A 19931-nucleotide genomic window follows, 5' to 3' on the forward strand; every position below is an offset into this window, starting at 1 on the left:
TTTGAACCTACGACCCACTGGTCCCAAACCAGTTGCGCTACCAAGCTGCGCTACTCGCCGACGATTGAGCACAATTATAGTGAGCTTTTCTTTTCAGTCAATTAATTTTTTAGATTCCTCTTTCAATTGCTCAAAATTATTCCAGTTTTTCAACCGCACTTTTGTTGTCTTTGTAAAATAAAACGTTGTCAGTTAAAATAGCAAACGTTTACTTAATGCTATCTTGAGGAAAAACGCATGACCGCTCAAATTATTTCAGGTACTGAACTATCAAAAAAAATCAAATCGGATGTTGCCAATAAAATTGAACATTATCGTGCTCAAGGTAAACGTGCACCAGGACTTGCGGTAATTTTAGTGGGTGCAGATCCCGCTTCTCAAGTCTATGTAGGCAGTAAACGAAAAAGTTGTGAGGAAATCGGGATGGTTTCAAAATCTTATGATTTACCTGAAACCACTTCGGAAGCAGAACTACTGCAACTGATAGATCAATTGAATGCGGATGAAACGATTGATGGTATTCTCGTGCAACTTCCATTGCCTGAACAAATTAATAGCACATCAGTGATTGAGCGTATTAGTCCTGAAAAAGATGTGGATGGTTTCCACCCTTATAATGTGGGGCGTTTATGTCAGCGTATTCCAACTTTACGTGCTTGCACCCCTTATGGCGTGATGAAATTATTAGAAACCACGGGCATTGATTTACACGGTAAGCATGCGGTGATCGTTGGTGCATCAAATATTGTGGGACGCCCGATGTCACTTGAACTGTTGTTGGCTGGTGCTACTGTCACGGTGACACACCGTTTTACCAAAGATTTAGAGCATCATATTCGTCAGGCGGATGTTTTAGTCGTGGCTGTGGGCAAGCCTCGTTTTATTCCGGGCGATTGGATTAAAGAAGGGGCAACAGTCATTGATGTGGGGATTAACCGTATCAATGGTAAATTAGTCGGTGACGTGGAATATGATGTGGCGATACAAAAAGCGGCTTATATTACACCAGTACCGGGTGGAGTAGGGCCAATGACGGTTGCCATGCTGATGTTTAATACACTTTATGCTTATGAGCATAACAATCAACTCGTTTAAGAAATGAAAAAAGTGCAGTTAAATTTAACCGCACTTTTGCATTAATGTAATTTCAATCTTGGTTTTAAATAGTGGTTAAGTTTATCCACTAAAATAATCAAGCCAATCTTAATACATCCATGCAAAGCATGTTGATGCATACGATATAAAGATACATACGCAAATTGCGCAAATTTACCTTGAACAGTCAGTGGGTTTTTCCCAAATTTATTTGAAATGCTACCCAATGCGGTAAAGCTTGAAAGAGAAACCAAGGTTCCTTTATCGTTATATTTGAATGCTTTTAATGGTTTTTGCTCAAAAAGTGCAAAGATGTTTTTCGCACAAGCTTTTGCCATTTGGTGTGCCGCTTGCGCTCTTGGCGGGACTAATTTACCGTTTGGTTGCATTAATGCTGCACAGTCACCAATGGCAAAAATACTATCATCCACCGTGGTTTGAAGAGTGTCTTTTACCACTAATTGATTGATGCGGTTGAGCTCTAATCCATCGAATTGCTGCGTCACCGTAGAGGTGCGAACACCTGCCGCCCATACAATCAGATCAGCTTTGATTTCTTCCCCATCTTTGGTGATAAGCGTGTTAGGTTGGGCTTCTGTGATCATCGTATTTAATTTCACGTTTGCACCCATTTCTTGCAATTCATCTAATACTGCCGCAGATAAATTTTCAGGTAGAGCAGGTAATAAGCGCGGACCTGCTTCAACTAAGGTGACTTGCAAGCAAGAATTATCAATTTTACCGTAGCCGTAAGAAGATAAGTCTTCAGTCGCATGATAAAGTTCAGCAGTTAATTCCACACCAGTTGCGCCGCCACCAACAATCGCAATATTGACTTTGTTTTCATCCACTAGTTTTTGTTTAAACTCTTCTTCACCGATATCATCTAATGCACGGTTCTCAGAGAATTTAAGGAATAATTCCAACATTCTTTGTTGAAAACGAAGCGCTTGATCAGAGCTATCTAAGAAAATACAGTTATCGGCGACGCCTTTTGTATTGAAATCATTCGATTTACTGCCGATTGCAATCACTAAGTAGTCATAAGGAATACGGCGCGCAACCACAAGCATATCGCCTTCTTGCCCATAAACAGGGGCAAGCTCAACATATTTTTGTTCACGATTAATGCGTGTGATCGAACCTTGCTCAAAACTGAAATGGTGGTTTTTACCGTGAGCACGATAGCTCAGAGAATCCATACCATCATCCATGACACCTGTTGCAATTTCATGTAATAGAGGTTTCCACAAGTGGGTCGCATTGCGGTCAACAAGCGTTACTTTAGCTTGTTTCTTACGACCTAATTTGTCACCTAAAAATGTCGCTAATTCAATGCCGCCAGCGCCACCGCCAACGATCACGACGTTTTTCATAAAGTACTCCTAAAAGCAAAATTGTTAAAAATGTTAAACTAATGTAATGATAGCATAACAAATAAACAAGGCGAAAAAATTTAATGGAAATTGACCGCACTTTATTGATGACAGCGATCGTAAAGCGGTTGTAATTGTTGGATGGTTTGCGTGATAAATAAAACAGGATCAATTTGGCTTAGTTGATCTTTTTCAATACTTTTCCCAATACACCAAAAATCGTCCTCTGAACGCAAGAGAAGATCTTTTTCAGGAATGCTCTTCACCTGGCGAAAATCATCATATTCGCTTTCATCTTCTCGCCAAATATCAAAATCAGCAAATTGTTTGAAATTAAATTGAGCAAGCCACTGATTATATTGTTGTACATTAATTTGGGAGCGATCTGCACGATAGCAATGCCAATCTAAACATACTCTTAGTCGGCGACGATTTAACAGCACAGAAAAGATTGCTGCAGAATTTTGGTTGAACTCGTATTTAAAATAAGCGAAAAAATGCGCGCGGACTTGCCAACCATTGGTCCAACTTTCAATATGCGGTTTTGCAAAAGGCATGCCGAGTTGCTTTGCAACTTCTTGGATAATCGCTTTCCAATTATCCCAATGTAATTTGTAATTAGCTTTGATCGCAGGAATATCTTCCGGACAAAATTTCTTCATCTGGGCGAATTGGTAGAAAGGAATATTGAACAGTTCGCAAGATTCAGCATTGAGCGAGAGCATGGCGTTTCCTTAAAAATCACTGTAATTTTTGACCGCACTTTGTGTGAAGAGCTGTTTATCTTCCCAACGCAACAGGGTCATCCGATTATTCCACACACATCCTGTATCCAAGGCATAAATACCTGGTGGAGTAGGCTCATCGACCAAACTTGCCCAATGTCCAAATACAATGGGAATTTGTTTATAAAGTGGATTATCTAAATTAAACCAAGGCGTGAGCTCCGCTGGTGCATCTTTTAAAGGGGATTTACAAGCAAAATCAAAGCGATGATCTAAATAGCAAAAACGCATTCGAGTGAACGCATTAATAATGTAACGATGACGCGCTAAGCCCTGCAAATCTGGCGACCAGCGATCAGGCTGTTCAGAATACATATTTTCAATGAGATAATGAAAATCACCGTTTTGTAAAATCTGTTCCACTTCGGCCGCGCAAGATTTCGCAGTTTCCAAATCCCAATCAGGCGAAATGCCTGAATGTGCCATCAGGAAGTTTAACTTTTCATTATGCACAAGTAAGGGCTGATGGCGTAACCAATGAATCAGTTCATCAAAATCGGGTGCATTAAAAATGGCATCAACGCGATCACGCGGTTTTACTTTTTTAATACTCAGTGCAGTTGCAATTAAATGTAAATCATGATTGCCAAGCACTGTCTGTGCTGCATTGCCAAGTGATTTAACAAAACGAAGACATTCAAGTGATTTATCCCCACGCGCGACAAGATCCCCCACAAGATAAAGTTTATCTTGCGTTGGATTGAAGTTCACACACTCTAATAAAAGCTGTAATTCATCATAACAGCCTTGCAAATCACCGACGAAATAGGTTGCCATTTTTGACCGCTCTTTTACTCTTCTGAATCTAAGATTTCATCTTTATTGACATCTGCTGGTGGATTATCTGCCAACCAGTTCGCTAAACGTGCATAATCTGCGATAGCCAAATTTTCTGCGCGTGCATTTAAATCAATGCCAAGTGCGGTCAGATTTTCAGGTGAAAATAACGTGGAGAGTGCATTGCGCAGTGTTTTACGGCGTTGATTGAACGCTTGGGAGCAAACACGGTTCAACCAATATAAATCTTTTACAGGGTGCGGTAATTCTTTATGCGGAATTAAACGCACAACGGCTGAATCCACTTTTGGTGCAGGTTTAAATGCAGAAGGTGGCACTTCAAGTACGGGCATCACTTGGCAGAAATATTGCGCCATAATGGTTAAACGACCGTAAGCTTTGCTATTTGGCCCTGCGCATAAGCGTTTGACCACTTCTTTTTGCAGCATGAAGTGCATATCTTGAATCACATCATGATACTTAAACAGGTGGAACATCAATGGGGTAGAAATGTTGTAAGGCAAGTTACCAAATACACGTAATTTCTGACCTTTTTCTGCCAAATTCTCGTTTGTATAAAGCTCACCAAAATCAAATTGCATCGCATCCGTTTCAATAACGGTGAGCTTTTGATGTAAAAATGGATGATGACGTAGACGTTCAGCTAAATCTCGGTCAAGTTCTACTACAGTAAGATGATCGACAAGCTCTCCAACAGGTTCGGTTAATGCACCAAGCCCAGGGCCAATTTCTACCAAGAATTGATTCGGTTGTGGATGAATTGCCGCCACGATACCTTGAATCACAGAGGTATCGTGTAAAAAGTTTTGCCCAAAGCGTTTACGGGCGGTATGACCTAAGTGTTTTTTTGAATTCATAAAAATAATCTAATAAATGATACAGTTTGTGGTTGGTATCTTTAAATATCTAGCCACTCTGGTTTTATTTCTCTTGGAGAGAGAGCATTAACATTATCACGGTAATGAATAATATGGCATACATTTTTAGAATTGGGATGCCAATGCGTAAAATTTTCTTTGTCTTGTGAGTAAAAACAAATTATAGGTTTATTTAAACCCGAAGCAATATGAATAGTTGATGTATCAACCGAAATAAGTAGAGTACAGTTTCTAATCAACTCAATTGTATGATAGATCGTTGTGTGAGAATTTGGATAAACAAACACATCGTCAAATTGATTAGCGATTCTACTTAAATGCTCATGAGTATCTGGTGTTGAGAGTAAGACCAATGGGCATTTACGATGATTTCTAATATATGCTAAGTAATCTATAATATGGGCATCGTTAAATTTTCTATTTTTCCCCGCGCCATAGAAGTTAATTGTAATGTAATTATTTAACTTGTTATCAGTAATAAACTGAAGAATTTCTTCTTTAGTTGAGCCATCTTGCGGAATATCATAGCTTTCATCACTTAGACTGATATTTGACTGGGCTAAAGCCTCTTTATAAATCTCTGAAAAATGACCGTCTTTAGTAATATTTATATTAAAAATATTATAATCCGCTTTTCTATAGCCTATATAATTACGCGCATTGAGTATTCTCAATAGCAACAAGTCTCGGTTTCTAAGTACAAGAGTTGGATCAATGACAACATCGTATCTTTCTTTTCTAATAAACAGTGCCGTCTTGATGTAGTCGAGAATATTTCTTTTCTTTACAAGATAAATCTCATCAATGTGATGGTTTCTTTGAAACAGATAAGCGTTCTGTTTCGTGCAGATGACACCAATTTTTATCAACGGGTTAAATTTCTTTATTTCCCGAAAAACAAAAGAACTAACGATATAGTCGCCAATTTTCCCATCTTGTCGCAAAAATAAGAAACTCTTAGGATGTTCTAAACTTTGGGGATTAGCTGCTCTTGATGATTTATCGAGTATCCATTTCCCTATTTTTAACCTTAGTGCTTTTAGCTTATTCATATCGATGTTCAATTTTGTCTATCTCTGAGTCACTGTTTAATCCTCTAAATACACATGGTGGTTCAATGCCATAGGCATCAACACGTGTTTTTTGGATTAATCCCGTCAGATAATCAGCAGGCAGTCTTATTGGATAAGCGTAGTTAAGTAATTTTTTAGCGCCCGATAGTGTAATTAAATAAGCGGTTGCATAGATAATGCATCTTCTTGAATTTTTTGAAGGTGTCTTGTAATGTGCAAGTCTATATCCTTCCACAATCCGTTTCTTAAAGAAATGGGATTTAACTTTTCCGTGATCAAAAAAGATCAGCTCATGATTTTTATTAATTTTATTGAGCGTATCCTCAACAATTTCCTTAAAGTGCTGTGAAACGATCGCATCGTCTTCAAGAATAATGGCACTTTCAATATTGTTTTCTACCATGTGCTCATAAACTTTAATATGGCTTATTGCACAGCCAATTTCGCCGAGCGTTAAGGGTTTAGGTGATAAATAGTGTTTCGGATAGAAATCATAATCAACAGATTCTAATACGGAAGCGGGCAGTTTTTTTCCATCTGTCGCATCAAAAAAAGTAAAGTCTAACCCCAAACCAGAAAGGCGTTTAGCAATATTTTCTCTTCTTGTTGAATTTTTTAAACTAATTACAATTATTTTAGGTATAGCCATAAATAACCCTTGGGTTGAAGTCATTGGTTGACATACAAATTGACGAAAATCTAAGTAAAGTTTGCTTTAGCCTTTTTCGATAGAACAGTCCTCTTGGAAAGTGGATGTCATATAAGGCTTAGATCTTACTGGTTTCGAATGCTAAATTAAATTTCTACCAGATCTACTTTTTGAAATATTATAATCGAATTATTGAAAAAATAATGGGGATTTCAACAAAATACCATTTTAATCTTTCGTCTAACATTAAAAACGGCTATAATTCGCCCGTTTTTCATTTATAGCCGCAAAAAGTGCGGTCAAAAAATCATTATTTTAGAGGATAAAATGGCAAAAGAAGATTGCATTGAAATGCAAGGCACAATTTTGGAAACCTTACCAAATACCATGTTCCGCGTTGAGTTAGAAAATGGTCACGTGGTGACTGCACATATTTCTGGCAAAATGCGTAAAAACTATATTCGTATCTTAACGGGCGATAAAGTAACTGTAGAAATGACACCTTATGACTTAAGCAAAGGTCGTATCATTTTCCGTAGCCGTTAATTTAGAAATGAAAAGAAAAGCCGATATGTTGATATCGGCTTTTTTTGTTTGAAAAGCGTACAAATTATTTGAAGTCTGAAAAAAAATCTGTATAATCAGCGCCCTTAGCCACGTTCATTTTTTCGTTCCTTGCCTTTGCAGATTGGTGGCTAATCTACGTCAAAGGCTGATTAACCCGTAAGGAGCAGTAATGCGTCACTACGAAATCGTGTTTATGGTTCATCCGGACCAAAGCGAGCAAGTACCAGGTATGATCGAACGTTACACAGGTTCTGTTAAAGAAGCTGGTGGTCAAGTTCATCGCCTAGAAGATTGGGGTCGTCGTCAATTAGCGTACCCAATTAACAAATTACACAAAGCACACTATGTGCTTATGAATGTAGAAGCGCCTCAACAAGTCATCGACGAGCTAGAAACGACTTTCCGTTATAACGATGCTGTATTACGCAGTCTTGTTATCCATACTAAGCACGCCGTAACCGAAGCGTCCCCAATGAAAGCGGCTAAAGAAGAACGTAAACCTTTAGCTGAAGTTGAAAACAACGATTTTGAGGATGCTGAAGAGTAATTCAAAACTTGATAATCGCTTCTCGTTAATCGGCACAGTGTGTCAATTACCTAAACGAAGCAAAAGCCCTAACGGGATTGCGCATTGCCAGTTTTGGCTGGAACATCGTTCCGAACAAGTCGAAAGTGGTTTATCACGCCAAGCGTGGTTAAAGATGCCAGTTCAAGTCAGTGGCAATCAGTTAATAGAAAAAACTCAAAGCATTACGGTCGGCAGTAAACTTCTTGTGGTGGGGTTTATAACTTCACATAAAACCTCAAATGGTTTAACGCAGTTAGTATTGCATGCCGAGCAAATCGAATTTATAGATTAGGAGACAGCCAAATGGCACGTTATTTCCGTCGTCGTAAGTTCTGCCGTTTCACAGCGGAAAATGTTGTTGAAATCGATTACAAAGATATCGCTACATTAAAGAACTACATTTCTGAAAGCGGCAAAATTGTACCAAGCCGCATTACCGGTACTCGTGCGAAGTACCAACGCCAATTAGCACGCGCAATCAAACGCGCTCGTTATTTAGCGTTATTACCTTACTCTGATTCTCATCACAATTAAGAAGGAGTTAGGAAATGCAAGTAATTCTTTTAGATAAAATCGTTCACCTAGGTAACGTAGGTGATCAAGTTAATGTTAAATCTGGTTTCGCTCGTAACTTCTTAATCCCTCAAGGTAAAGCAGTTATGGCAACTAAAGCTAACATTGAACACTTTGAAACTCGTCGTGCAGAGTTAGAAGCAGCGGCAGCAGCAAGTTTAGCAGCAGCTCAAGCTCGTGCAGCACAAGTGACTGCATTAGGTTCTGTAACTATCGCATCTAAAGCTGGTGAGGAAGGTCGTTTATTCGGCGCAATCACTACTCGTGATGTAGCAGAAGCAGTAACTGCAGCAGGCGTTGAAATCGCGAAAAGCGAAGTTCGTTTACCAAACGGTCCAATCCGTACTCTTGGTGATCACGATGTTCGTTTCCAACTTCACGGCGAAGTATTTGCAACATTAGATGTTATCGTTGTTGCAGAATAATTATCAAAGTATTTGATAAAAGAAAACCCGATGTAATGTCGGGTTTTTTGTTTTTCTAGATTAAGAAAATATTTTGGTTATTCGTCGAGAATAAAAAAGTGCGGTCATTTTTGACCGCACTTTTATTATCAATTTAGTGTTTTAAATTACAAACCTAATACAGCAAATAATACCCAGATTGTGTAAATCATGGCTAAACCGTAAAAGATAAATCCGCCTGCGGGCACGTGAATTTTAAGATCGTGCATTGCATGATGGATACGGTGTAAACCACACCACATTGGGAAAATGGTTAAAACTAAGATAACTAATTTTCCGATCCAAGAATAAGCGAATGTAATTAGGTTATGTGGATCAATTAATCCGAATGGTAACAATAAACCAAGGATTAAGATCACAACAGGGAAGAAAATCGCACTGACAGTCCCGCCAGCACCAAACATCAACCATACTGGTGGTTCACCAGAGCGTTTTGGATTTTGATCGACCATTTTTTCTCTCCCTACATATAAACTAAAATTAATGCGATAACACTAATCACAGCGGTAACTGCCCAAAGTGCATTTCTTAACACGTGATGTGGTAAACGTTCATTTTTAACAATGATATTCATCACTTTTGGCGTCATCACGAAATAAGTTGCAGTGTGATATAAGGTCGCAATTAATGTGATGATATTTAAGAATACCACAATTGGATTTCTTAAGAAGCCAATGAAATCAACAATACCTAAGCCTGGTACAGGATTGCTTGCAAGGCAAAGTACACCATAAAGCAATACGATACAGAACCACACAGCAAAGATAGAAGTTGCTTCACGTACCATATAAGCTTTGTAGAAATCCAATTTTTGCCACCAAGTAGCCGTCATTGGGCGAACATATTTTTTGCGTTTACTTACTGTTACTGACATATTCTTCCCCTTAGCCTTTTGGTTTTAGCATTGAGATAACATAATCTTTGGCACTTTCCACTTTGCCTTGGTTGATTGCAGAAGCTGGATCCACGTGTTTTGGACACACTTCAGAACAATAACCAACAAAAGTACAGCTCCAAACACCGTTTTTACCATTTAATAATGGCATACGTTGTGCTTTACCATGGTCACGGTTATCAAGGTTGTAACGGTGTGCCATTGTAATCGCTGCAGGGCCTAAGAATTCAGGGTTTAAACCAAATTGTGGACAAGCCGCATAGCATAAACCACAGTTGATACACATTGAGAATTGACGATATTTTTCAAGTTGTGCCGGCGTTTGTTTAGTACGGCTTACTTGCAATTCTTTTGATGGATGTGGTTTACCATCTAATGCTGGTGCTTCGTTACCAATAATATAAGGTTTAATTGCCTCTAAACTTTCGATAAAGTGGCTTAAATCAACCACTAAGTCGCGTTCAATAGGGAAGTTTGCTAATGGTTCAATACGCATATGGCCGCTGTAATCACGTAAGAACGTTTTACAAGCCAATTTAGGTTTGTTATTCACCATCATCCCACAAGAACCGCAGATCGCCATACGGCAAGACCAGCGATAAGAAAGAGACGGTTCAAGTTTATCTTTAATGTAACCTAACGCATCTAAAAGAGAAGTTTGGTTATCATAAGGTACTTGATAAGAGCTTAAATGTGGCTCTTGATCATTTTCTGGGTTGTAGCGTAATACTTCTACAGTCATTACTGGTGAATTAGCCATTTGCTTGCTCCTTAGCTTTCGCAGCCGCTTCTGCCGCTTCTGCTTCAGCACCATAAACACGTTTTGCTGGTTGAGATTTAGTGATTTTCACCGGACTGTATTCAATACGCGGTGCATCATCGCCATTGTAGTAAGCAAGGGTGTGTTTTAAATAATTCACATCATCACGTTCAGTGTAGTCTAAGCGTTGGTGTGCACCACGAGACTCTTTACGTTCAATTGCAGAGTTGGCAATAGATTGTGCTACATCAAGGATGTAACCTAATTCTACGGTGTAAAGCACATCGGTATTGAATACGCTTGAACGGTCTGCAACACGAATACGTTTATAACGTTCTTTAAGCTCAGCAATTTTATCTACTGCTTTTTGCATGCTTTCTTGGTCACGGTAGATACCACAACCTTCTTCCATTACGGTCCCCATTTCGTCACGGATTTCAGACCAAGATTCATTACCTTCTTGGTTATAAAGTGCTTCAAGGCGAGCCACCACATCTTGTGCTTGTGCATCAATTGCTGCACGGTTTGCTGGTTGTGCTTCTGCTGCACGTTGTGCGGCATATTCACCTGCAACACGGCCTAAAACCACTAATTCTGCAAGCGAGTTAGAACCTAAACGGTTTGCACCGTGCAAACCAGAAGACGCACATTCACCCACAGCAAATAATCCTTTAATGCGAGTTTCGCTGTTGAAATCGACTTCGATACCACCCATGGTGTAGTGAACAACTGGACGAACTGGAATTGGTTCATTAACTGGGTTTACACCTTCATAAGCACTGGCTAATTCACAAATGAATGGAAGACGTTCATGTAAATATTTTTCACCTAAGTGACGTAAGTCAAGATGAACCACATCAACACCTTTTGCCGTTTTTAAGGTGTTGCCTTTTTTCCATTCTTGCCAGAACGCTTGTGAAACTTTATCACGTGGACCAAGTTCCATATATTTGTTTTCAGGTTTACCGATTGGGGTTTCAGGACCTAGACCATAATCTTGTAAATAACGGTAGCCGTTTTTATTCACTAAGATACCGCCTTCACCACGACAACCTTCAGTCATTAAGATACCGGTGTTCGGTAAGCCGGTTGGGTGGTATTGGACGAATTCCATATCACGAAGAGGAACACCATGACGATATGCCATTGATAAGCCATCACCGGTTACGATACCGCCGTTGGTATTGAATTTAAATGCACGACAACCACCGCCCGTTGCAATCACAACTGCATTTGCGTTGATTTGAACAAGTGAACCTTCCATCATATTCATCGCCACCATACCGCGAGCATGGCCATCATCAACTAAGATGTCTAAAACGAAGTGCTCGTCAAAGCGTTGAATTTGTGGATATTGAATGGATGTTTGGAAAAGAGTATGTAATAAGTGGAAACCGGTCTTATCTGCCGCGAACCAAGTACGCTCGATTTTCATTCCACCGAAACGACGCACGTTCACATCACCATCAGCTTTACGGCTCCAAGGACAGCCCCAACGTTCAAGTTGAGTCATTTCTACTGGAGAATGTTCAACGAAGTATTCCACTACATCTTGTTCACATAACCAGTCACCACCGGCAACGGTATCATGGAAGTGTTTATCGTAGGAATCTTCCTCTTTAATTACTGCGGCCGCACCACCTTCTGCTGCAACCGTATGGCTACGCATAGGATAAACCTTAGAAACTAATGCGATCTTTAAGTTAGGGTTTGCTTCTGCTGCTGCAATTGCTGCACGTAAACCGCCGCCACCGGCACCAACAATAGCAATATCGACATTAACCGTTTGCACGATATCCTCCAATCAATAGAAAGTAAAAAAAATAAAATGCCCTAAATAAATAGGGGATATATTGCCATTCTGCCATTTTTGTTTACAAATTAGTAACCTTTTTTCCGGAATAAACGGATAAAATATCAAAAGTGTGATCTAACTCAAAAAAGTTACTTTTTTTATATTTTTTAGATGATAACCGTTTTCGTTTAAGAATGATTTAGTCGGATTATTGAGTTAAAAATCGCTCTTGTTTACAATAGTCTTATTCATTTTAAAGGTGAAAACGGAGAAAAAAATGACCGCACTTAGCGATAAAAAAACAGAATGGCAACCTTCCGCATCAATTAAAAACTTATTGGCGAGAGCCAAAATCATTGCAGATATCCGCCAGTTTTTTACTGAACGTGGATTATTAGAAGTGGAAACCCCTGTTTTAAGTGAATTTGGCGTAACGGATCTTCACCTTTCCACCTTTAATACAGAATTTGTTGCCCCTTTTGATGAACTCTCGAAAACGCTCTGGCTTTCCACAAGCCCCGAATATCACATGAAGCGTTTATTGGCGGCAGGCAGTGGACCAATCTTTCAAATTGGCAAAGTATTCCGTAATGAAGAAGCAGGGAATCGCCATAATCCGGAATTCACCATGCTCGAATGGTATCGACCGCACTTTGACATGTATCGTCTGATGAATGAAGTGGATGATTTGTTACAACAGATCCTCGATTGCAAACCTGCAGAAACCTTAAGTTATCAGTTTGTTTTCCAAGAATATGTCGGATTAGATCCATTATCAGCCACTCGTCAAGAATTGGTGGAAGCGGCGCGTAAACACAATTTCATGGCAGATGAAGATGAAGATCGTGATACCTTATTACAATTTCTATTCAGTGAAGTGGTGGAGCCTAAAATTGGGCAAGAGGCGCCTGTTGCGGTTTATCATTTCCCTTCTTCCCAAGCTGCGCTTGCACAGCTTAGCCCAGAAGATAGCCGTGTGGCAGAACGTTTTGAGTTCTATTATAAAGGCTTAGAGTTAGCCAACGGTTTCCATGAGCTCACGGATGCACGTGAACAACAATACCGCTTTGAAAAAGACAATCGTCTACGGGAAAAAGCAGGCTTGCCACAGCGTGAAATTGACTATCGTTTTCTAGGAGCTTTACAAGCAGGCATTCCAAATACTTCTGGTGTGGCTTTGGGTGTGGATCGTTTGATTATGATTGCATTAGGCGCTGAAAGTATTAAAGAAGTGATTTCATTTTCGATAGAATGTGCTTAGTTTGCTCAAAAAGTATTCATTATTTCTTCTGAAATGAATAAAAAAGAAGAACAAATTGCTCAAAATAGAGCGATCATTGTATAGACAAAATTCTGAAAAGTTCGATGTGAAAGGATGTTTTTGATTAAAAAATGTCCTTTTTTGTGTAAAAAATGTGATCTTGATCCAATTTTAGAAAATTGGAAGAGATCCTCCCATTGACACTATAGGTTTATTTTGTAATATTTGCGACGTCTATTTCGGAGATTGAACTTTTTATGAAAAATTGCTTCAATCAAAAATCATAGGTAACAACCAAAAGGAATAACAATTATGAAAAAGACACTAGCAGCATTAATCGTTTCTGCATTTGCCGCTTCAGCAGCAAACGCAGCAGTAGTTTATGACAACGAAGGTACTAAAGTTGAATTAAACGGTTCTCTTCGTTTAATCTTAGAAAAAGCGGATGCTAAAAAGTATGACGCAGTAGGTAATTCAACTAAAACTGCAAATTCCGCTTTACGTAACGCAGGTTCACGTTTCGGTATCACAGTAAAACACAACTTAGATAACGATTTCTATGCGTTAGGTCGTTTAGAATCCCGTTTTGATGATACAGAATCTCGTGACCAATTCGGTAGTCTTTATGCTAAACGTGCTTATGTAGGTTTAGGTAGCAAAGCAACTGGTGATATCACATTCGGTCGTCAATTAACTATCGCAGATGATTTAACCCAAGCAAATGACTATGAATATGGCTTTATTCCAAAAGGTAAATATATTCCAACTTCAGGCACTGGTGTAGTACGTTACGACTATAAAGGTATCGAAGGTTTACAATTAAGTGCAAACTATAACTTTGGTCAAACAAATAATGAAAAAGGTAAACCGCTTAATCCTGGTATCAAAAATGCTTACGCTGTAGGTGCATTATATACAGCAGGTGATTTAGATGCGCGTTTAGCTTATGGTCACACAAACTTTGAAACTGGTGCATCATACGCTCACCGTTTAGATGGTGTTTTAGCATCATTAGGCTATAAATTTGGTGATTTCACATTAACTGGTGACTTCGCTTATGGTCATGAAAAATTTGATGATGAAAAAACAAACAAATTCTATGTGGCTCCAGGTTTCGCATATCAAGTTCTTCCTGCGTCTAAAGTATATGGTAACTACCTATATGAACGCGTAAAAGGTGAAAACACTAAAGATAAAACTCACGGTTTCTTACTTGGTGCAGATTACAAACTTCATAAACAAGTTGTATTATTTGTAGAAGGCAAATATGTGACTACTAAAGAGTACGTTAACGATACTTACGATGGTAAAACTAAAGACAGAGCTATCGGTGTAGGTATGCGTGTATTCTTCTAATCTTTGATTAGATAAGAATCTTAAAAGGCGAATCGAAAGGTTCGCCTTTTTGTTTGTTTTTTAAATCTCCCCAAACCACTCTTTACAAAAGAGGGGCTTTTTTATGAGTTACTTTTAATATTTTATGGGAGTATTTGAGAGGGCTAAGAGCAGAGAGCATTTATTTGCCAATAAAATACCCCCTCTTTCGTAAAGAGGGGGCTAGGGGGAGATTTAACTATTTCAACTTATCCAAAACTAATTTCCCCATCATTTCAATATGGGCGTTTTCAGCATTCAATGCAGGGATGTAGTGATAAGACACGCCGCCATGTGCCAAGAATTTCTCTTTATTTTCAACCTCAATTTCTTCTAAGGTTTCTAAACAATCCACTGAAAAACCTGGGCAAATCACCGCTATTTTTTGAATCCCTTGAGAAGCCGCTTCTTCTAAAAAGTGATCGGTATAAGGTTGTAACCATTCTTCTCGGCCAAAGCGAGATTGGAAGGTCATATTCCATTGGTTTTCCGTTAAACCTAATTTATCCACAATGGCAATGGTGGTTTGTTTACAATGCTGACGATAATAATCGCCCATATTCTCATAACGTAATGGAATGCCATGATAAGAAAAAAGCAAAAACTCATCGGGTTTTAACCGCACTTTGATGGAATCCACCAACGCATCAATGTAGTTTTCATCAAGATGATAAGAATGAATAAACTCAAAAGGCACAATATTACGTTCTTGCGCAATGGCACGATTGAAGGCGTCGATTAATGCGCCCGTTGTGGTACTAGAATATTGCGGATAAAGCGGCAACACAATCATGTGCTCCACGTCATTTTTAAGTAAATTTTTGACCGCACTTTGCATTGAAGGATTGCCGTAAGTCATGGCAATTTCGACTTGGGCATTGATGCCTTGTTCAGTCAAATAAGCCTGCAAACCGGCTTGTTGTTGCTTTGTAATGGCAAGTAGGGGAGAGCCTTGTTCTGTCCAAATAGCTTGATAATTTTGAGCAATGCGTTTAGAACGCATCGGTAAAATAATGGCTTTTAAAAGGGGATACCATTTCCAACGCGGCAAATCGACCACGCGAGGATCCATTAAAAATTCCCACAAATAACGAGAGATCGCTGCGGGTTGAGGGGCATCAGGTGTACCAAGATTCGCTAAAATGATGCCGATTTTTTTTGTTGTATTCATAAATGTTTGATAGAAAGCGTTAATCGAGAAACGCAGCAAAGTTTATCTTGTTCATCGCGAATGTCAATTTGCCAAACATGGGTATTTTGACTTAAAGCAATTGGCGTTACCTTTGCGGTAACAAAACCTTGTTTGACTGAGCGAAGATGATTGGCGTTGATATCTAATCCCAAGGCAACTTGACCTTCTTCTATACAGAGAAATCCAGCCAATGAACCAATGGTTTCAGCTAACGCCACAGACACACCACCATGTAATAATCCAAATGGCTGAGTGGTGCGATGATCAACGGGCATTTTTGCCTCAATCCAGTTTTCACCATAAGCTGAGATTTCAATGCCTAAATGTCCAACGGCACAATGTTTCCCCATTTCATTGAGTTGCTCAAGGGTGAATGCTTTTTTCCAGATTGTCATGCCTTTCTTCCTTAATTAATCTTATTCGCTTGCTTTAGTTTGATATAAATCCTCCCTTTCGTAAAGGGATAGATAAATGATGGGATTTTTCATACCTAAATTTGTTTATTTTTTATCCGAAATTTACAATTATTTACATAATTTAATAAAATTTAATGTAAATCTTTACATATATTTACATAACTCAAAATTTACCTTAATTACTTGTAATTTTTAATAAATCTTTTTTTGGGATGCTTTCTTTTTATACAAAGTTGGCTTAAAATAAGCTGTTCTGACCAGAAGGGTAAGGGAAACTATTGTCTAAATTTGTTGTCGCCGCCTTTTTGATGCTGAATTTTTTGGTGCTGTTGTCTGCGCAACAGCTTCTCAACAATCCTAATAAAAAGGAATAAAACTTATGAACAAAGTGTTTAAAGTTATTTGGAATCATGCTACACAAACGTGGACTGCTGTTTCTGAACTTGGGCATGCTAAGGGTAAAACCAAGTCTAAAAAGATCGTTAAATTGACCGCACTTGCTGGTGCTGTGCTTAGTATCGTAGGCACTGCTCAAGCTGCTGTAGAAGTGGGTTCAAGTTCTATTACAATTAAATCTGATAACCCAACGGCTGATACCACAACAAAAGGTATAGGTAACATTAATATTGGTACTGGTGCGAAGACCCTGAGAACAGAGCCAGGTGCTGTTGTGTCTCATGATGCTATTGCTATCGGTAGTAGTGCAACAGGTACAGGTGATGCTTCAGTAGCTATTGGTTTAAATTCTAAAGCTGAAGGTCAAAGCGGAGTAGCACTCGGTCAAGGCGCGCAATCCACAACAACTAATACAATTGCAATTGGTAGAGATGGTAAAGCTACAGGGAATCAAGCCCTTGCGATGGCTGCGAATGCAAATGCATCAGGCACTCAATCCATTGCTATTGGTACAAATACATCCTCTAGTGCGGATGCTACAGTAGCCATTGGTAAAACTGCATTGGCTACTGCAAATGCGGCAGTTGCTGTAGGTTCGGATGCTCAAGCGACTGCTCAAAATACAGTGGCAGTGGGTATCCACTCTAAAGCGACTAACCAACGTGGTATTGCAGTTGGTACATATTCAGAAGCGACAGCAGATAACACAGTCGCTGTGGGTGGTTTCGCTAAGGCTGAAGCAGAAAAAGCAACGGCTGTTGGTTTATTAGCAAAAGCATCAGGAGAATCTTCGTTTGCAGGCGGTGCAGCAGCTAATGCTACAGGTGCTAATTCAATTGCTATCGGTGGAGCAAAAGACGGTACTTCTGCTGATAGTAAATCTGCCGCTAAAGCAGTTGGTGCTCAAGCGATTGCTGTAGGTTACAAATCTAAGGCTGAAGGTGCTAACACTATTGCTCAAGGTAATAATGCAACAGCTACAGGTGCACAAGCTATTTCTGTAGGTTTGGACTCTAAGGCTGAAGCTAATAACTCTATTGCTCAAGGAAATGCAGCAAATGCAAAAGATGTTAGCTCTATCGCGCATGGTACAAGTGCAACAGCTCACAAAGAATCAGATATCGCAATCGGTACCTCATCTGTAGCAAATGGTACAACTACTAAGCCAGCTCCGGAAACAAGACCTAATAAATCAATACCAGATGAGCGTGGTGTAGGTTCAGCAATTGCTATGGGTAAAAACGCAAATGCAATAGGTGTCTCAACGATTGCTGTAGGTCAAGGTGCACATGCAAGTTTTGATACTGCAACAGCAATTGGTTATCTGGCTTCAGCAAGTAAAGAAGATGCAATTGCAACAGGTTCGAAAGCAAATGCTTCAGGCCACTTCTCAGTTGCAACGGGTTCAGGTTCAGCTTCAAGTGGATATGGTTCAATCGCAACAGGTTTAAACTCTAATGCTTCAGCAAGTGCTGCAATTGCAACGGGTACTAAATCAAATGCAAGTGGCGCAAGCAGTATCGCAATCGGTGCAAATGCAAATGCATCAGTAAATAACTCTGTCGCGTTAGGTGATGGTGCCGTAACCACTGCTGCTGTAAATGTGGCTTCAGCAACTATCAATGGTGTTACTTATGGCAATTTTGCTGGCTCTCAACCAAAAAGCGTAGTGAGTGTAGGTAAAAATGGTGAAGAGCGTCAAGTTCAAAATGTAGCTGCAGGTCAAATTACTGAAACTTCTACAGATGCAGTGAATGGTTCACAACTTTATGCGTTAGCCCAAAAATTAGGCAATGGCAATGGCTGGAATTTAAAAACCAAACCAAATAATAGTCCTAAAGAAGCTGAAAATGGTGAATCAACCACGACTGAGGAAAATATTGCACCAGATGAAAATGTAACATTAATTGCTGGTAAGAATATTAAGTTAAAACAAACTGGTGGTGATGTACTTATCGCAACGAAAGATGATGTGATCTTTAATACAGCAAGTATTGGTGGTATTAAAATTAATACCGGCGGTATTCAAATGAATGATCAAAAGATCACTGGGTTAAAGGCTGGTGAGGTTAATTCAACTTCTAAAGATGCTGTGAATGGTTCCCAACTTTATAATCACCCTTTCCATTTCCAAGGATTTAATGGAAATGAAGAAGGAAACGGTGACCAAGTATCTACTGATTATATTTATAGACCTGGTGTGGAGGGTAATCCAAAGTTACAATTAGTTGCTCTTAATGGTCTAAAAATGACTGCAGACAGCAATAATACTTATAAACTTCAGATTGATACCGAAAGTCAAATCTATAAAGATTTAAAAGGTGGTAAAGATGGTAAAGATGGTAAGAGCGTTACCGCAACGGTGACCAATAACAATAATGGTACCCATACTCTTACTGTTACCAACAGCGACGGCACCACAACAACAACCGTCCTTAGAGATGGTGAGAAAGGCGAAAAAGGTGACCCTGGTGTAGCTGGTGCGAAAGGCGACACAGGTGCTACAGGTGCTAAAGGCGAAAAAGGCGAAAAAGGCGACAGCATCACGGGTGAAGTTGTAGATAATGGTGATGGTACCCATACAATCACTATTACTGATCTTGGTACTGGTTCAGTTGCTACTACCATCGTTAAAGACGGTAAAAACGGTAAAGACGGTAAAGACGGCGCAACTGGTGCTAAAGGTGACACAGGTGCTACAGGCGCAACAGGTGCTAAAGGCGAAAAAGGCGAAAAAGGCGACAGCATCACAGGTGAAGTTGTAGATAATGGTGATGGTACCCATACAATCACTATTACTGATCTTGGTACAGGTTCAGTTACTACTACCATCGTTAAAGACGGTAAAAACGGTAAAGACGGCGCAACTGGTGCTAAAGGTGACACAGGTGCAACTGGTGCTAAAGGTGACACAGGTGCAACTGGTGCAACAGGCGCTACAGGTGCTAAAGGTGACACAGGTGCTACAGGCGCAACTGGTGCTACAGGTGCTAAAGGTGACACAGGTGCTACAGGC

The 19931-nt window shown here is 39.5% G+C and carries 21 protein-coding genes; 9 read left to right on the top strand and 12 right to left on the bottom strand.

All coding sequences use genetic code 11. The features are described 5' to 3' along the window. Positions 1–237 precede the first annotated feature (237 nt). Positions 238–1095, top strand: coding sequence for a bifunctional methylenetetrahydrofolate dehydrogenase/methenyltetrahydrofolate cyclohydrolase FolD (folD, locus tag ADA56_RS01085; protein WP_049368810.1), 858 nt, complete (start codon positions 238–240; stop codon positions 1093–1095). 41 nt (positions 1096–1136) lie between these two features. Here folD and ADA56_RS01090 read toward each other — a convergent pair whose 3' ends face one another. The 6 genes from ADA56_RS01090 to ADA56_RS01115 form a co-directional block, all read right to left on the bottom strand. Beyond that, the gene (locus ADA56_RS01090) at positions 1137–2471 is read right to left on the bottom strand and encodes an NAD(P)/FAD-dependent oxidoreductase (RefSeq protein ID WP_005698634.1); all 1335 of its coding nucleotides are present in this window, start codon (positions 2469–2471) and stop codon (positions 1137–1139) included. Positions 2472–2572: 101 nt separating this feature from the next. Continuing rightward, entirely contained in the window at positions 2573–3196 is a 624-nt protein-coding gene (locus tag ADA56_RS01095; RefSeq protein WP_049368811.1) for a glucose-6-phosphate 1-dehydrogenase family protein, read from the bottom strand. A 9-nt stretch (positions 3197–3205) separates the two neighbouring features. Next, positions 3206–4033: a bis(5'-nucleosyl)-tetraphosphatase (symmetrical) ApaH gene (gene apaH / locus ADA56_RS01100; RefSeq protein ID WP_049368812.1), complete on the bottom strand. Its 828-nt coding sequence runs from the start codon at positions 4031–4033 to the stop codon at positions 3206–3208. Positions 4034–4047: 14 nt separating this feature from the next. Continuing rightward, a complete protein-coding gene (gene rsmA / locus ADA56_RS01105) occupies positions 4048–4911 on the bottom strand; it encodes a 16S rRNA (adenine(1518)-N(6)/adenine(1519)-N(6))-dimethyltransferase RsmA (protein ID WP_049368813.1) in 864 nt (287 codons plus the stop codon). Positions 4912–4952: 41 nt separating this feature from the next. Continuing rightward, the gene (locus tag ADA56_RS01110; RefSeq protein WP_049368814.1) at positions 4953–5984 is read right to left on the bottom strand and encodes a glycosyltransferase family 9 protein; all 1032 of its coding nucleotides are present in this window, start codon (positions 5982–5984) and stop codon (positions 4953–4955) included. Further along, positions 5977–6654: a glycosyltransferase family 25 protein gene (locus ADA56_RS01115; RefSeq protein ID WP_049368815.1), complete on the bottom strand. Its 678-nt coding sequence runs from the start codon at positions 6652–6654 to the stop codon at positions 5977–5979. Before ADA56_RS01115 ends, ADA56_RS01110 begins: the two co-directional genes overlap by 8 nt. Before the next feature lie 327 nt (positions 6655–6981). On the opposite strand from ADA56_RS01115, the gene infA reads away from it, so the two are divergent. From infA to rplI, 5 genes are all read left to right on the top strand, one after another. Next, positions 6982–7200, top strand: a complete 219-nt coding sequence (gene infA, locus ADA56_RS01120) for a translation initiation factor IF-1 (protein ID WP_005627617.1) — start codon at positions 6982–6984, stop codon at positions 7198–7200. Between the two features lie 190 nt (positions 7201–7390). Further along, entirely contained in the window at positions 7391–7768 is a 378-nt protein-coding gene (gene rpsF, locus ADA56_RS01125; protein ID WP_005627620.1) for a 30S ribosomal protein S6, read from the top strand. Beyond that, complete coding sequence (gene priB / locus ADA56_RS01130; protein ID WP_005627623.1) at positions 7755–8081, top strand: primosomal replication protein N; 327 nt, start codon at positions 7755–7757, stop codon at positions 8079–8081. The genes rpsF and priB overlap by 14 nt, the downstream gene beginning before the upstream one ends. An 11-nt stretch (positions 8082–8092) precedes the next feature. Continuing rightward, on the top strand, positions 8093–8323 hold the full coding sequence (gene rpsR / locus ADA56_RS01135) for a 30S ribosomal protein S18 (RefSeq protein ID WP_005696867.1): 231 nt from the start codon (positions 8093–8095) through the stop codon (positions 8321–8323). A gap of 14 nt (positions 8324–8337) precedes the next feature. Next, positions 8338–8787, top strand: coding sequence for a 50S ribosomal protein L9 (gene rplI / locus ADA56_RS01140; protein ID WP_049368816.1), 450 nt, complete (start codon positions 8338–8340; stop codon positions 8785–8787). A gap of 146 nt (positions 8788–8933) precedes the next feature. Here the strand turns inward: rplI and frdD are convergent, their stop codons facing one another. Genes frdD through frdA form a run of 4 tightly spaced genes read right to left on the bottom strand, consistent with a single transcriptional unit; the run spans position 8934 to position 12273 of the window. Beyond that, on the bottom strand, positions 8934–9278 hold the full coding sequence (gene frdD, locus ADA56_RS01145; protein ID WP_005696863.1) for a fumarate reductase subunit FrdD: 345 nt from the start codon (positions 9276–9278) through the stop codon (positions 8934–8936). Between the two features lie 11 nt (positions 9279–9289). Beyond that, positions 9290–9700 (bottom strand): fumarate reductase subunit FrdC, encoded by a 411-nt coding sequence (frdC, locus tag ADA56_RS01150; RefSeq protein WP_005696862.1) that lies wholly within the window; start codon positions 9698–9700, stop codon positions 9290–9292. A 10-nt stretch (positions 9701–9710) separates the two neighbouring features. After that, positions 9711–10481: a succinate dehydrogenase/fumarate reductase iron-sulfur subunit gene (locus ADA56_RS01155; protein ID WP_005696861.1), complete on the bottom strand. Its 771-nt coding sequence runs from the start codon at positions 10479–10481 to the stop codon at positions 9711–9713. Then, positions 10474–12273, bottom strand: coding sequence for a fumarate reductase (quinol) flavoprotein subunit (gene frdA / locus ADA56_RS01160; protein ID WP_049368817.1), 1800 nt, complete (start codon positions 12271–12273; stop codon positions 10474–10476). The genes ADA56_RS01155 and frdA overlap by 8 nt, the downstream gene beginning before the upstream one ends. A 280-nt stretch (positions 12274–12553) precedes the next feature. Between frdA and epmA the strand changes: the two genes are divergently transcribed. Together epmA and ADA56_RS01170 are read left to right on the top strand one after the other, a co-directional pair. Then, a complete protein-coding gene (epmA, locus tag ADA56_RS01165) occupies positions 12554–13537 on the top strand; it encodes an elongation factor P--(R)-beta-lysine ligase (RefSeq protein ID WP_049368818.1) in 984 nt (327 codons plus the stop codon). 312 nt (positions 13538–13849) lie between these two features. Next, a complete protein-coding gene (locus ADA56_RS01170) occupies positions 13850–14893 on the top strand; it encodes a porin (RefSeq protein WP_049368819.1) in 1044 nt (347 codons plus the stop codon). Between the two features lie 217 nt (positions 14894–15110). On the opposite strand, the gene hemH is transcribed toward ADA56_RS01170, so the two are convergent. Together hemH and ADA56_RS01180 are read right to left on the bottom strand one after the other, a co-directional pair. Next, positions 15111–16082 (bottom strand): ferrochelatase, encoded by a 972-nt coding sequence (gene hemH / locus ADA56_RS01175; RefSeq protein WP_049368820.1) that lies wholly within the window; start codon positions 16080–16082, stop codon positions 15111–15113. Beyond that, positions 16079–16498: a hotdog fold thioesterase gene (locus ADA56_RS01180; RefSeq protein WP_049368821.1), complete on the bottom strand. Its 420-nt coding sequence runs from the start codon at positions 16496–16498 to the stop codon at positions 16079–16081. The genes hemH and ADA56_RS01180 overlap by 4 nt, the downstream gene beginning before the upstream one ends. 400 nt (positions 16499–16898) lie before the next feature. Here ADA56_RS01180 and ADA56_RS01185 point away from each other — a divergent pair. After that, a partial coding sequence (locus ADA56_RS01185; RefSeq protein WP_049368822.1) for an ESPR-type extended signal peptide-containing protein occupies positions 16899–19931 on the top strand: 3033 nt, incomplete at its 3' end.

It is taken from the genome of Parahaemophilus parainfluenzae, assembly GCF_001055095.1.
Lineage (GTDB): Bacteria > Pseudomonadota > Gammaproteobacteria > Enterobacterales > Pasteurellaceae > Haemophilus_D > Haemophilus_D parainfluenzae_Z.